Below are 12608 nucleotides of genomic sequence, written 5' to 3' on the forward strand. Positions count from 1 at the left end.
ACTATCGGGGTATGCCGGAACTGCCGGAGGTGCAGGGGCTCGCCGACGCCATCGGGGAGCAGTTCACCGGGCACTGGGTGGCCCGCGCGGAACTCGGGAGCCTCTCAGCGCTCAAGACCTACGACCCACCGCTGGCAGCGCTGGCCGACGCCACTCTGCTGGGCACCGGGCGGCGCGGCAAGTTCCTCGTCCTGGACTTCGCGGACTCCGCCGGGGAGCCGTTCCATGTCGTCGTCCACCTGTCGCGCGCCGGCTGGATCCACTGGCGGACCTCCGAGCGCCTCGCGCCGCTGCGCCCGGGCAAAGGGCCGGTGGCACTGCGCCTGACGTGGCGAGACGACTCCGGGTCGACATCGGTGCTGGACGTGACGGAGGCGGGCACGCAGAAGCGCCTGGCGATCCACCTGGTGCGCGACCTCGGCGAGGTGCCGGGGCTCGGCAAGCTCGGCCCCGACGCGCTCGCGGTGAACCGTGCGGACCTCGCAGCCATCCTGCAAGCGCAGGGGAAGCGGCAGTTGAAGACCGTTCTGCGCGAGCAGTCCGTGATCAGCGGGATCGGCAACGCCTACAGCGACGAGATCCTGCATGCCGCGCGACTGTCGCCCTATGCGCAGGCCGACTCCCTGACCGACGCGCAACTCGACGCGCTGCACACCGCGATCGGGGAGGTCCTCAGCGAGGCCCTGGCCAGGGCTCGGGCGGCGGACCTGGGGCGCATCAAGGCCGAGAAGCACGCTGGCCTGCGCGTTCATGACCGCACCGGAGAGCCCTGCGACGTGTGCGGTACATCGATCGCCCAGGTGCGACTGGCGGACAGCTCGTTCCAGTACTGTCCGACGTGTCAGACCGGCGGCAAGCCCCTGGCCGATCGAAGGATGTCGAGGTTGTTGAAGTGACCGAACTGGCGACGCTGGTGGGGGCCGACCACGTGCTCACCGACGCGGGGGTGCGACAGGGCTACGAGACCGACTGGACCGGCCGGTTCTCCGGCTCCTGCGAGGCGGTGGTGCGACCGGCGGACACCGCGGAGGTTGCGGCTGTGCTGCAGTGGGCGGCCCAGAACGGCCGCGCCGTACACGTGCAGGGCGGCAACACCGGTCTGGTCGGGGGTTCGGTGCCGGTCGGTACCGACCAGCGCCCGGTGATCATCCTGGCCACCACCCGATTGCGCACCCCGATGGAGGTACGGGGCCGCAGCGCAGTGGTGGGCGCCGGGGTCACGCTGGGGGAGGTCCAGCAGGTCGCCGCGCAGCATGGGCTGGTGTACGGCGTGGACCTCGCGGCGCGCGACTCCGCGACGATCGGCGGCACGGTGGCGACCAACGCCGGAGGCATCCGTGTCTGCAAGTACGGGATGACCCGCTCCCAGGTCGAGGGGGTGGAGGCGGTGCTGGCCGACGGGACCGTCGTTCGCCGCATGAGTGGGCTGGCCAAGGACAACACCGGGTTCGACCTCGGCGGGCTGCTCACGGGCAGCGAAGGGACGCTGGGGGTCATCACCGCGGTGCGAGTGCGCCTGCACGACCCCGCGGAGGAGTCGGTGGTGGCCGTGTTCGGCGTCGACAGCCTCGCCGAGGCCCTCGAGCATGCACGGGCACAGGGCGGTGGCCTGCAGGCCGCGGAGGTTGTGGACCAGCGGGCGTGGCGGCATGCGGGGGGACCGGACACCGGCGACCACCCCTGGGTGCTGCTGCTCGAGGCGGACATCGAGACTGCCGAGTTGCCGGATGAGGCCCTGGTGGCCACGGAGGGTCCGGATCGGGCCCGGCTGTGGAACTTCCGGGAGTCGCAGTCCGAAGTCGCCCATCAGATGGGGGTGCAGCAGAAGGTCGATCTCGCCGTACCGCTGGAGCGACTCGACGAGTTCACCGCTGAGGTGCGCGCCGCTCACGACTGCACGATCTTCGGGCACGTCGCCGACGGGTCCCTGCACGTGGAGTTGTTCGACACCGGGGAGGACGAGGTGCTCGACATCGTGGTGAGGCTCGGTGGAGCAGTCTCGGCGGAACACGGTGTGGGCCGGGTGAAGACCGCTGCGGTGGTGCACGACCGGGGGGAGGCGGACATGGCGGCCATGTGGGCCATCAAATCCGCGCTCGACCCGCAGGGGGTGCTCAACCCTGGCGTGCTCTTCGCGGCGGGCCGCTGATGCCGGCTCGCAGACCGCCTCGCCAACCCCGCGAGCGGCCGTTGGTCATCGCGCACCGGGGCTCCTCCCAGTCACATCCCGAGCACACGCTCGCCGGTTACGAGAAGGCCATCGCCGAGGGCGCGGATTTGCTGGAGTGTGACGTCCGGCTGACCGCCGACGGCCACCTCGTCTGTGTGCACGACCGGCGAATCGACCGCACCTCCGACGGCACAGGGGTGGTATCGGCGCGCACGTTGAACCAGTTGCGGCAGCGTGACTTCGGAACCGGGGAGCCCGCTCCTGTCCTGCGGCTCGAGGAACTCATCGAACTGGCGCAATCGGCCGGGCGCCCGGTCGGTCTGGCGATCGAGACCAAACACCCGAATCGCTATGCCGGCCTGGTCGAGCAGCGGGTTCTGGAGGCGGTGCGCGGGTACGGGATGCTGCCGGGGCGATTCGACGTCGACAGCCCCGTGTTCCTCATGTCCTTCGCCGAACTGGCCCTGCGGCGCTGGCGGGAGATGTCGCCGGGGGTGCCGACGGTGTTTCTCATGGAGCGGGTCCCGCTGCGCGCTCGCAAGGGGTGGCTGCCATTTTCCGCCCGGGTGGCGGGTCCGTCCCTGGAGATCCTGCGGGCGCATCCCGCGTACGTGCGCCGGGTGCACCGAGCCGGCGGTCAGGTCTTCGTGTGGACGGTCGACCAACCGGCGGACGTCGACTTCTGCCGCGACCTCGGGGTGGACGCGGTGATCACCAACCGCCCTGGGGTCGTGACCACGCACATGGGGGTCTGACGGGCCGGTGCCGGCGCGGCCGCACCCCGCGGTTGTGACGAAGGTACCCGGCCGGTGGGGCGGTTTGTGGCGATGGTGCGGGGTGTGCGGGTGGGAAGTGCGATGGTGCGGGGTGTGCGGGTGGGAAGTGCGCACCGTCGTCGCAAAGCGGGTCCGGGTGCCCGCACCTTCGTCGCAAAGGGGCGGCAAGGGCTCTCTGGTGCCGGCGTGGCCGCACCCCGCGGTTGTGACGAAGGTACGCGGCCGGTGGGGCGGTTTGCGGCGATGGTGCGGGGTGTGCGGGTGGGAAGTGCGCACCGTCGTCGCAAAGCGGGTCCTGGTGCCCGCACCTTCGTCGCAAAGGGGCGGCAAGGGCTCTCCGGTGCCGGGCACGAGATCCGTTCGGGGGACTCCCACCCACAGGGTCCGCCGAATCCCCCTCTGACCTGCGGTTTCCGTAGGAAACGCGCCGCCGCGATTCGATTAGCGTCCCTTCTGAATGCCCGGAGCCGACGGAAACACGCATTCTTGGGGGACACGATCGGGGGTGGCGCCTTGTGAGCCCCCGAGGCCGCATGCTACCTTCGGAGTTGTTCGGACGTCGCTGTCTCCCCCGTCGGTGGCGTCCGAACTCTTTTGTTCTCCGGCTCGCTGCGAGCCAGTTCCCGAGCCCTGTCGATGACCTCCCGCAACGGCATCCCGGTGACCCGGGCAACCTCGAGGGCCTCGCGGTACTCCGGCTGCCAGGTCACGATCTCCGACCCCCACCATCCCCGATTCACGGCCACCGAATGCCCCGCGACCGTCACGGACACCGCATCCCGGGGGAGGGCCACGCGATCCACTGGCGAGCGGCGTACGCCGAGGGTCGGGGTCTGCCGGAACAACCACTCGGTGACGTCATCAACCGCCTGCGGAGGGGCCAAGGCGGTGATCACGACGGCGGGCCGGCCGTGCTTCATGATCACGGGCGTCAGCCACGCCTCCAGCGCGCCGGCCGATCGCATGCCGGCGAGCACCTCGGGGTGGATGCGGGGGTCGAGGTCGTCGACGGTGGTCTCCACGAGCACGAGGTCGACAGGACCCGGGTCCACCGCCTGCCCGGTGATCACCCTTACGACGTTCGGCCGCTCGGGGGTGTCCCGCCGGCCGGCGCCCATACCGACCTCCTGCACGACCATCGCGGGTTGCGGCCCCCAGTCGTCGGCGAGGAAGCGCAAGAGCGCCGCGCCGGTCGGTGTGCAGGCCTCGTGGGCCACGGGCCCGGCGAAACTCGGCACGCCGCGCAACAGTTCCACCACAGCGGGCACGGGCACCGGCAGGCTGCCGTGCGCGGTCTGGACCGATCCCGACCCCACGCACACCGCGGAGACCACGACCCGCTCCGGAGCCGACCGCTCCCACAGCGTCGTGACCGCAACGATGTCCGCGATCGCGTCCAACGCGCCGACCTCATGGAAGTGAACGTCCTCCACGGCCATGCCGTGGACGGCGGCCTCCGCCTCGGCCAGCGACTCGAACACCGCGCGGGCGGCCTGGTGACCCTGCAGTGCCAGTGCGATCTCCCGCCAGGTGCGGGCGGAGGTTGAGTCGCCGGTCTCGACCAGGCCACCCTGCGCAGCGAGTCCCGCGCGCTGCGTCGGAGCGGTGGCCAAGCGGACGGCCCCGGGCTCGCCGAGGTTGGCGAGGACGTCGTCCACGGCCGCCTGTGCGCCTGCCAGGCCGTCGGGATCCAGCGCCAGCAGCGCGCCGAGCAGCATGTCCCCGCTGGCGCCCGCACCGGCGTCGATCCACCAGATCATCGGGCGTTCCGGGCGATCCGGGAGGCGTGCACAGCTGCCCCGAAGCCGTTGTCGATGTTCACCACGGTCACTCCCGGGGCGCAGGAGTTGAGCATGGCCAGCAGTGCCGCGAGCCCACCGAACGACGCGCCGTAACCGACCGATGTCGGCACGGCGACCACCGGCACCCCGGTGAGCCCACCGACGACGCTGGGAAGCGCTCCCTCCATCCCGGCGACCACCACCAGGGCGTCGGCGTCATCGAGACGTTCGCGCACGGCCAGCAGCCGGTGCAGTCCCGCCACGCCCACGTCCGATACCACGTCGGCCGCCGAACCGAAGACCCGCGCGGTCGTCGCCGCCTCCGTCGCCACCGGCAGGTCCGAGGTGCCGGCACACACCACCAGCACGCTGCCGACGGCTTCCGGCAGCGGACCGACGACGGCGGTGCGGCCGAGTTCGTCCACCTCGACCCCGGGTATCTCGCCGGTGAGCCGTTGCGCCGTCGCCTCATCCAGTCGCGTGGCCAGCACCGCGCGTTCCGGGTGGGCGTCGCGCAATGCGCGCATGATGTGCAGGGTCTGCTCGGGCGTCTTGCCCTGTGCGAAGACCACCTCCGGGTCACCAGTGCGGTGGACGCGGTGGGTGTCCACCTTGGCGAAGCCGAGATCGATGAGGGGGTCGCGCATGCCGCGACGATACCTCCGGGGAGAAACCGGAGCCCAGTTCGCGAGGCCGGCCGCATACCCTCTAGGTGTGACACCGATCGGATATCTCGGCCCGGAGGGGACCTTCTCGCAAGCCGCTCTGCTGCAGTTGTTGACCGCCCAGGAACGACAGGCGGCCACGCAGGCCTTCGCCTCGGTGACCTCCGCGCTGCAGGCGGTCCGCGACGGGCAGGCGCAGGCGGCGCTGGTGCCCATCGAGAATTCCGTCGAGGGTTCGGTGCCGGCCACGCTGGACGAGCTCGCCAGCGGCGCCCCTCTGATGATCGCCGCGGAGATCACGCTTCCTGTGCAGTTCCACCTGTGGGTGCGTCCCGGCACCGAGCTGGCGGACGTCAAGCGCGTCACAACCCACCCGCATGCCCAGGCGCAGTGCCGAGCATGGCTGCATTCCAGGCTGCCGGACGCCGAGGTCATCCCGGCCATGTCGACGGCGTCGGCCGCGGTTGCGGTGGCTGACGAGCAGCACTTCGATGCCGCCATCGCAGCTCCGTGGGCCGGTGGGCCGCTGGGCCTGGTCAGCGCCGCGGAGGCCATCGCCGACAACCCCGATGCCATGACCCGATTCGTGCTCGTGCAGCCGCACGGTGAGCCGCCGGCCACCACCGGGGCGGACAAGACCACCCTGGTGCTCTTCATGCGCCAGGATCACCCCGGTGCACTGCTCGAGATCCTCACGGAGTTCTCCGTGCGCGGGGTGAACCTGACGCGGATCGAGTCGCGGCCGACGAAGAAGGTGATGGGCGACTACTTCTTCACCGTCGACTGCGAGGGCCATGTGGCCGACGCGCGGGTGGGGGAGGCCCTGGCGGGGTTGCACCGGCTGTGCGCGCAGGTGCGGTTCCTGGGGTCCTACGCCCGCCACGACGGCAAGGCCCCGGTCATCCGTGCGGGAACGTCCAACGCGGACTTCGCCGAGTCGGGGCAGTGGCTGGACAGCATCCGGGGCACCTGAAACAGCGGAGAACCGGCAGGCAGTCTGCCGGTTCTCCACATGCTTCGAAGCGGCTGGGATCAGCCCTCGATGATCCGGCCGGCGCCGGCGAACCGCCCGCGCCAGTAGCCGTTGTTCACGCTGTCGATGCGCACATCGGTACGCGGGTTGGTCGCGTGGACCATCCGGCCCTTGCCGATGTACATGGCCACGTGCTGGGAACCGCCGGGGCCGTAGAACAGCAGGTCGCCGGGCTTGAGGTGCTTGCGGCCGACGCGGCGGGCTTGGTTCATCTGGGCACCGGAGTAGTGCTGCAGGTACTTGCCGGTGGCCTGGCGGTACACGTACTGCGTGAAACCGGAGCAGTCGAACCGGTTGGGTCCGGAGGCGCCGGCGACGTACTGCTCACCGAGCTGGTTCAAGGCGACCCGCACCAGCGAACTGCGGGCGCGGTTGGCGCGCTGCTTCTGGCGCTGCCGCTTCTCGCGCTGCTTCTTGGCGCGGATCTGCTTCTTGGTCATTGTGGGTTTGGCTGCCACCTGCGGGGTCGCGGTGGTGACGGGCTCGTCCACGGCCTGGGCCGACGTTGCGGCCATGAAGGGCAGGCCGGCGGCCAGTACGACACCGGCGGTCAGAGCCGCGCCCGTACGGGAATTGCGCGCAAGAGTGCGCATGACTATCTCTCCTTCTCATTCCGCCTACCGGGTTAGCTGACGGGCTCGAGCAGAGAAGTGCTCTACCGCAGTTGTGCGGATTCGCCCCATGGGACGTGGGTCCCCGGTGCATCCCTGGGATGCTTGAGCGGTGCCCGGTCGTCGGCCGTTCCGACAAGGTCGTGGCCGGGCATTGCGGTACGACGTTACCCCGCATTGGCGTTTCGTAAAGCCCACTGTGAAGGACCTCACGGGGCTGTGAACCACCTCACATTCCCCGGAAAATCAGGGGTTTTCGCCGGATTCCAGACGTTCCAGCAGTGCGGCGACGCCGTCGTCGTCGGGACCGGGCAGGACGCGGTCGGTGATCCCCCGCAACCCGGGATGCCCGGTGGCCACCGTGACCGCGACGTCGGCCGAGCGCAGCATCTGTTCGTCGTTGGGCATGTCCCCGATGGCCACGAGCACATGCCCGGGCCAGCGCTGTTCGCGCAGCCGGGCCAGTGCCGCCGCCTTGGTCACGCCGCCCGGGCCCATCTCGATGAGCAACTGCCCGTGCACCGAGTAGGTCGGTTCCACCAGGTGACCGGCCGCATCCCGCACCTCCCGCAGCACCCGGTCGGCGTCGCGGTGGTCGAGGGTGGGCAGCGCCGCCAACACCTTGACCGTGTGCCCTCGCCACTGCTCGGTGCGGAACACGAAGTCGACCCGCTGCGCCCGCAAGGCCCGCTCCACCTCGGCGACCACGTCGTCGGGGATGGCATCGACGTGCAGGGGTTCCCCGTCGAAGAGGGTCAGGGCGCCGTTGGCGCACACGGTGATCGGGGAGAGGCCTGTCGCCTCGTAGACCGCCGGCAGCCACCGCGGGGGCCGTCCGGTGGCGTACACCACCTCGATGCCGGCGTCCGCGGCCGACCGCAGCGCCAACCGCGTGCGCTGCGACACCGTGAAGTCACGGCGCAGCAGAGTGCCGTCAAGATCGGTGGCGACCAGGTAGGGCATCAGCCCACCGGGGGGAGCGCAGTGCGTCCCCCGAGGTACGGCTGCAGCGCCGCGGGCACCGACACCGATCCGTCCGCCTGCTGGTGGTTCTCAAGCAGGGCCACGATGGTGCGGGTGATGGCGGTCAGGGTGCCGTTGAGGGTTGCCACCGGCTCGGTGCCCTTGTCGGTCTTGGTGCGGATGCGCAGGCGGCGCGACTGGTAGGTCGTGCAGTTCGACGTGGAGGTCAGTTCCCGGTAGCGCTGCTGGCTGGGGATCCACGCCTCGCAGTCGTACTTGCGCGCGGCGCTGGCTCCGAGGTCGCCGGTCGCCACGTCGATGATCCGGTAGGGGATCTCCAGGGCCTCGAGGAACTGCATCTCGTGCGCGAGCAGCCGGTCGTGCTCAGCGGCGGCGTCCTCGGGTGCGCAGTAGACGAACATCTCCACCTTGTCGAACCAGTGGACGCGGAAGATCCCACGGGTGTCCTTGCCGTGTGAGCCGGCCTCGCGGCGGAAGCAGGGGGAGAACCCCGCATAGCGCAGCGGGAGGGTGTCGAGGATTTCGTCACTGTGGTAGGCCGCCAGCGGCACCTCCGCGGTCCCGACGAGGTACAGGTCATCGTCGGGCAGGTGGTAGACGTTCTCCGCTGCCTGCACGAGGAACCCGGTGCCGTCCATGGCTGCGGGCCGGACCAGGGACGGGGGGATCATCGGGGTGAAGCCGTTGCGCTGCGCGAGGTCCATCGCCAGGTTCACCAGCGCCAGTTCCAGCAGGGCTCCCTGCCCGGTCAGGTAGTAGAACCGGGATCCGGAGACCTTGGCCCCGCGGGCGACGTCGATGGCTGCCAGTGCCTCGCCGATCTCCAGGTGGTCGCGCACAGTGGCGCCCTCGGCGTCGAAGTCGCGTATCCGGCCGCGATGGTCCACCACCCGGAAGTCGTACTCCCCGCCGATCGGCGCATCCATGTCCACGAGGTTGGAGAGCACGGCCACCGCATCGTGCAGTGCGGCCTCGGTCTGCCGGACCTCTGCCTCCGCGGTTTTGACCTGCGCCGACAGCTCCTTGGTGCGGGCCAGCAGGGCGGGGCGTTCGTCAGGGCCGGCCTTCGCCACCTGCCGGCCGAGGTCCTTCTGCTCGGCGCGCATCTGCTCGAAGGTCGTGAGCGCGGTCCGGTGGGCGCGGTCGGCGGCCACCGCGGCGTCCACCAGTTCCGGCGCCTCGCCGCGCCGGGTCTGGGAGATGCGGACACGGTCGGGGTCGGTGCGCAACACCTGCAGATCGATCACGGGATCGAGGGTATCGCCGTGGCCTACAGGTAGGGCCCGCCGTGGGGTCCGGGCATCTGCGCTTGCGACTCCGAGCCCTCGATGGCCTGCCGGCGCATCTGCTCAAGTTGCGCGCGGGCGGCCATCTGCTGGGCGAACAGCGCGGTCTGGATGCCGTGGAAGAGCCCCTCGAGCCAGCCGACCAGCTGCGCCTGCGCGATCCGCAGTTCCGCCTCACTGGGCACGGAGTCGTCGGTGAACGGCAGGCTCAGCCGCTCGAGTTCCTCGATGAGTTCCGGGGCCAGGCCGTCCTCGAGCTCCTTGATGGAGGTCGCGTGGATCTGCTTGAGCCGCTGCCGGGCCGCTTCGTCCAGCGGTGCGCTCTTCACCTCGTCGAGCAGTTGCTTGATCATGCTGCCGATGCGCATGACCTTGGCGGGCTGCTCCACGAGGTCGGCCACGTTGGCGCTGTCGTCGTCCTGCGCGACGACCACCACCTGGGCGGTGTCGTTGTCCTGTTCAGTCACCTGAGAACTCCGATGTCCGGGGCTGCCTGTGCCCCTGTCGTATCGTCACAATCCTGTCGCCCTTCTGCAGAACGCGCAGGCCCTCGGTGTCGAAACGGAACACCCGGTCCCCGCGTTGCACCGCCAGGAGCATCTCGCCCTTCTTGGCGAGCTGATCCGGCGACATACCCAATTCTGCCCGTCCCACTTCGCGCTCCCGCACCTCGAGGCCCTCGGAGGGGTCGAGCAGGTCCTCCATGAGCTCGCCGGCGATGGGGTGGACAAGCTGCATTCCCAGCAGCCGGCCGGCGGCCTCGGCGGTGGTGATGACCTGGTCTGCACCGGACTGCTTGAGCACGTTCGCGCTGGCCTGCTCGCGGGCCGCAGCTACGAGCTGGACGTGCGGTGCGAGTTTGCGCACCGCCAGCGTCACCAGCACCGCCACGTCGTCGCCGTCGACGGCCACGATCACTTTGCCCGCCGTGGGGACGTCGGCGTGGGTGAGGACCTCCTCGCGACGGGCGTCGCCGAGGATCCCGGCGACGCCGGGGTACAACTCCGACTGTGGGTCGGTTGGGTCTTTGCGCGAGGGCCGGGTGGCGTCCTCAACGGCACCAGCGTCGTTGGCGACGACCACGATCCGTTCCGGGTCGATCTCGTTGTCGAGCAGCATGCGCACGGCCGAGCGTCCCTTGACGCCGTACCCGATGACGACGGTGTGGTTCTTCAACTTCTTCCTCCAACGCCTTTCGCGGAACTCTTCCCGGCTGCGGGTGGTCAGGACCTCCAGAGTGGTGCCGACCAAGACGATCAGAAAGATCACCCGCAGCGGGGTGATGAGGAAGATGTTCACGAGCCGGGCCTGGTCGGTGGCCGGGGTGATGTCGCCGTAGCCGGTCGTGGACAGTGACACCGTGGCGAAGTACAGCGCATCGATGAAGTTCACCGGCGTGCCGGAGTTGTCCTGGTACTGCTCACGCTGGACGTAGACCAGCAGGGTGGTCGCGATGATGGCGAACGCGGCGATGGACAGGCGGATGGCTGCGGAGATGCCGGGGCTGAAGTCCCGGGCGGGCAGTGAGAGCCTGCCGCCGAGGCCCGAATCGTCCTTGCCCTGGCTCACGCAGCGCAACTTATCAGCAGGCGGCCGGACTTGACCCACCGCCGAAGTTGACACTAGCGTCAACTTCATGGCAGTCCTGCGGTCCATGATCGACACCGGGTCCGAGCAGTTCACGGCCAATCGCAGCGCGATGCTCGAGGCCTTGGCTGAGATCGGGCAGCTGCAGGCCCGAGTGGCCGCCGGCGGCGGGTCGGACGATCCCGACAAGAACGCCCGCACCATCGCGCGGCACCGCAAGCGCGGCAAGCTGCTGCCCCGTGAGCGCGTCGCCTACTTGCTCGACGAGGCCAGCGCGTTCCTGGAGCTGAGCCCGCTGGCCGGCTGGGGCACCCAGGACCCGCTCGGTGCGGGCGTGGTGACCGGCATCGGGACGATCAGCGGCACCGAGTGCATGATCGTGGCCAACGACCCCACCGTGAAGGGTGGGGCGCAGGGTCCCTCCGCCGTGCGCAAGGGCTTGCGTGCCATGGACATCGCGCGTCAGAACCGTCTCCCGCTGATCAGTCTCACGGAGTCCGCCGGTGCGGACCTGCCGCAGCAGGCGGAGATCTTCGTGCCCGGTGGGGCTAGTTTCAAGAACCTCACGCAATTGTCCGCCGCCGGAATCCCCACCGTGACCATGGTCTTCGGGTCGTCGACGGCGGGCGGGGCGTACGTGCCCGGCATGAGCGACTACGTGGTGCTGCAGAAGGAGGCCGCGAGGGTCTACCTCGGCGGCCCGCCGCTGGTGAAGATGGCCATCGACGAGGACGCCGACGAGGAGGAGCTCGGGGGCGCTGAGATGCACGCGCGCATCTCCGGGCTCGGGGACTACCTCGCCCACGACGAGCCTGATGCCCTGCGCATCGGCCGGGAGATCGTGTCGCACCTGCGGTGGCGCAAGCAGGGTCCGGGACCGGACCACACTCCGCTGGCGCCGCGCTTCGACCCCTCGGAACTGCTGGGAATCGCCTCGGCCGATGTGCGGGTGCCCTTCGACGTCCACGATGTCCTGGCGCGGGTGCTCGACGACAGTGCATTCGAGGAGTTCAAGCCGCTGTACGGCACCACGCTGGTCACCGGCTGGGGACACATCGGCGGCTACCCGGTGGGAATCTTGGGCAACAACGGCATCCTGTTCAGCGAGGAGTCCCACAAGGGGGCGCAGTTCATCCAGATGTGCAACCGCATGGATGTGCCGATCATCTTCGTGCAGAACATCACCGGTTTCATGGTCGGCACGCGCTACGAGCAGGGCGGCATCATCAAAGACGGCGCGAAGCTCATCAACGCGGTGTCGAACTCGACGGTCCCGCACATCACGCTGATGATCGGGGCGTCCTACGGTGCGGGCAATTACGGGATGAGCGGGCGGGCTTACGACCCGCGGTTCGTGTTCACCTGGCCCAACCACCGGATCGCGGTGATGGGTCCCAAGCAGCTCGCCGGGGTGCTGACCATCGTGGCCAAGCAGAAGGCCGGCGACGCGTTCGACGAAGCCGCATTTGCTCCCATCCGGGACGCGTTCGAGAAGCAGGTCGAGGACCAGTCCACGGCGCTGTTCGCCACCGGGAGGCTGTGGGACGACGGCATCATCGACCCCCGGGACACCCGCACGGTGCTCGGACTGGCGCTGTCAGCGGCGCACAGCGCCCCAGTGGAGGGGACGTCGGCCTTCGGTATCTGGCGGATGTGACGCCGGGGCGGCGGCATCTTGCGTGGCGGATTGCACCGGCATCGGGTGGCGTACGGCG

Annotated in this window: 12 protein-coding genes; 5 read left to right on the forward strand and 7 right to left on the reverse strand. The window is 69.7% G+C overall.

Annotation, left to right across the window (positions count from 1 at the left end; translation table 11 throughout):
- The first annotated feature begins 11 nt into the window (after positions 1–11).
- Genes IPG68_03830 through IPG68_03840 form a run of 3 tightly spaced genes read left to right on the forward strand, consistent with a single transcriptional unit; the run spans position 12 to position 2925 of the window.
- Entirely contained in the window at positions 12–896 is an 885-nt protein-coding gene (locus IPG68_03830) for an Fpg/Nei family DNA glycosylase (GenBank protein MBK6762444.1), read from the forward strand.
- The gene (locus IPG68_03835; GenBank protein ID MBK6762445.1) at positions 893–2149 is read left to right on the forward strand and encodes an FAD-binding oxidoreductase; all 1257 of its coding nucleotides are present in this window, start codon (positions 893–895) and stop codon (positions 2147–2149) included. The genes IPG68_03830 and IPG68_03835 overlap by 4 nt, the downstream gene beginning before the upstream one ends.
- Positions 2149–2925, forward strand: coding sequence for a glycerophosphodiester phosphodiesterase (locus IPG68_03840; protein MBK6762446.1), 777 nt, complete (start codon positions 2149–2151; stop codon positions 2923–2925). The genes IPG68_03835 and IPG68_03840 overlap by 1 nt, the downstream gene beginning before the upstream one ends.
- Before the next feature lie 557 nt (positions 2926–3482).
- Here the strand turns inward: IPG68_03840 and larC are convergent.
- Complete coding sequence (gene larC / locus IPG68_03845; GenBank protein ID MBK6762447.1) at positions 3483–4706, reverse strand: nickel pincer cofactor biosynthesis protein LarC; 1224 nt, start codon at positions 4704–4706, stop codon at positions 3483–3485.
- Entirely contained in the window at positions 4703–5374 is a 672-nt protein-coding gene (larB, locus tag IPG68_03850; GenBank protein ID MBK6762448.1) for a nickel pincer cofactor biosynthesis protein LarB, read from the reverse strand. The genes larC and larB overlap by 4 nt, the downstream gene beginning before the upstream one ends.
- Between larB and pheA the strand changes: the two genes are divergently transcribed.
- Positions 5373–6365 carry a prephenate dehydratase gene (gene pheA / locus IPG68_03855; GenBank protein ID MBK6762449.1) on the forward strand — a complete coding sequence of 331 codons (993 nt, stop codon included), beginning with the start codon at positions 5373–5375 and terminating at the stop codon, positions 6363–6365. The genes larB and pheA overlap by 2 nt on opposite strands.
- A 59-nt stretch (positions 6366–6424) precedes the next feature.
- On the opposite strand, the gene IPG68_03860 is transcribed toward pheA, so the two are convergent.
- The 5 genes from IPG68_03860 to IPG68_03880 all read right to left on the reverse strand — a co-directional run bounded on the left by IPG68_03860 (position 6425) and on the right by IPG68_03880 (position 10875).
- On the reverse strand, positions 6425–7018 hold the full coding sequence (locus IPG68_03860) for a C40 family peptidase (protein MBK6762450.1): 594 nt from the start codon (positions 7016–7018) through the stop codon (positions 6425–6427).
- Between the two features lie 264 nt (positions 7019–7282).
- Positions 7283–7999, reverse strand: coding sequence for an HAD family phosphatase (locus tag IPG68_03865; protein ID MBK6762451.1), 717 nt, complete (start codon positions 7997–7999; stop codon positions 7283–7285).
- On the reverse strand, positions 7999–9267 hold the full coding sequence (serS, locus tag IPG68_03870) for a serine--tRNA ligase (GenBank protein MBK6762452.1): 1269 nt from the start codon (positions 9265–9267) through the stop codon (positions 7999–8001). Before serS ends, IPG68_03865 begins: the two co-directional genes overlap by 1 nt.
- 23 nt (positions 9268–9290) lie before the next feature.
- Positions 9291–9773 carry a bacterial proteasome activator family protein gene (locus IPG68_03875; GenBank protein MBK6762453.1) on the reverse strand — a complete coding sequence of 161 codons (483 nt, stop codon included), beginning with the start codon at positions 9771–9773 and terminating at the stop codon, positions 9291–9293.
- The gene (locus IPG68_03880; GenBank protein MBK6762454.1) at positions 9766–10875 is read right to left on the reverse strand and encodes a potassium channel family protein; all 1110 of its coding nucleotides are present in this window, start codon (positions 10873–10875) and stop codon (positions 9766–9768) included. Before IPG68_03880 ends, IPG68_03875 begins: the two co-directional genes overlap by 8 nt.
- A 67-nt stretch (positions 10876–10942) precedes the next feature.
- Here IPG68_03880 and IPG68_03885 point away from each other — a divergent pair, with 67 nt between their 5' ends.
- Positions 10943–12550 carry an acyl-CoA carboxylase subunit beta gene (locus IPG68_03885; GenBank protein MBK6762455.1) on the forward strand — a complete coding sequence of 536 codons (1608 nt, stop codon included), beginning with the start codon at positions 10943–10945 and terminating at the stop codon, positions 12548–12550.
- Positions 12551–12608: the final 58 nt, after the last annotated feature.

Source organism: Micrococcales bacterium, from assembly GCA_016703125.1.
GTDB lineage: Bacteria > Actinomycetota > Actinomycetes > S36-B12 > UBA10799 > JADKAV01.

Coding starts and splice junctions, on each gene's coding strand:
- pheA (MBK6762449.1), top strand. CDS start 5,373: ATGCCGCGACGATACCTCCGGGGAGAAACCGGAGCCCAGTTCGCGAGG.
- IPG68_03885 (MBK6762455.1), top strand. CDS start 10,943: ATGGCAGTCCTGCGGTCCATGATCGACACCGGGTCCGAGCAGTTCACG.
- IPG68_03840 (MBK6762446.1), top strand. CDS start 2,149: ATGCCGGCTCGCAGACCGCCTCGCCAACCCCGCGAGCGGCCGTTGGTC.
- IPG68_03860 (MBK6762450.1), bottom strand. CDS start 7,018: ATGCGCACTCTTGCGCGCAATTCCCGTACGGGCGCGGCTCTGACCGCC.
- larB (MBK6762448.1), bottom strand. CDS start 5,374: ATGCGCGACCCCCTCATCGATCTCGGCTTCGCCAAGGTGGACACCCAC.
- IPG68_03865 (MBK6762451.1), bottom strand. CDS start 7,999: ATGCCCTACCTGGTCGCCACCGATCTTGACGGCACTCTGCTGCGCCGT.
- IPG68_03830 (MBK6762444.1), top strand. CDS start 12: ATGCCGGAACTGCCGGAGGTGCAGGGGCTCGCCGACGCCATCGGGGAG.
- larC (MBK6762447.1), bottom strand. CDS start 4,706: ATGATCTGGTGGATCGACGCCGGTGCGGGCGCCAGCGGGGACATGCTG.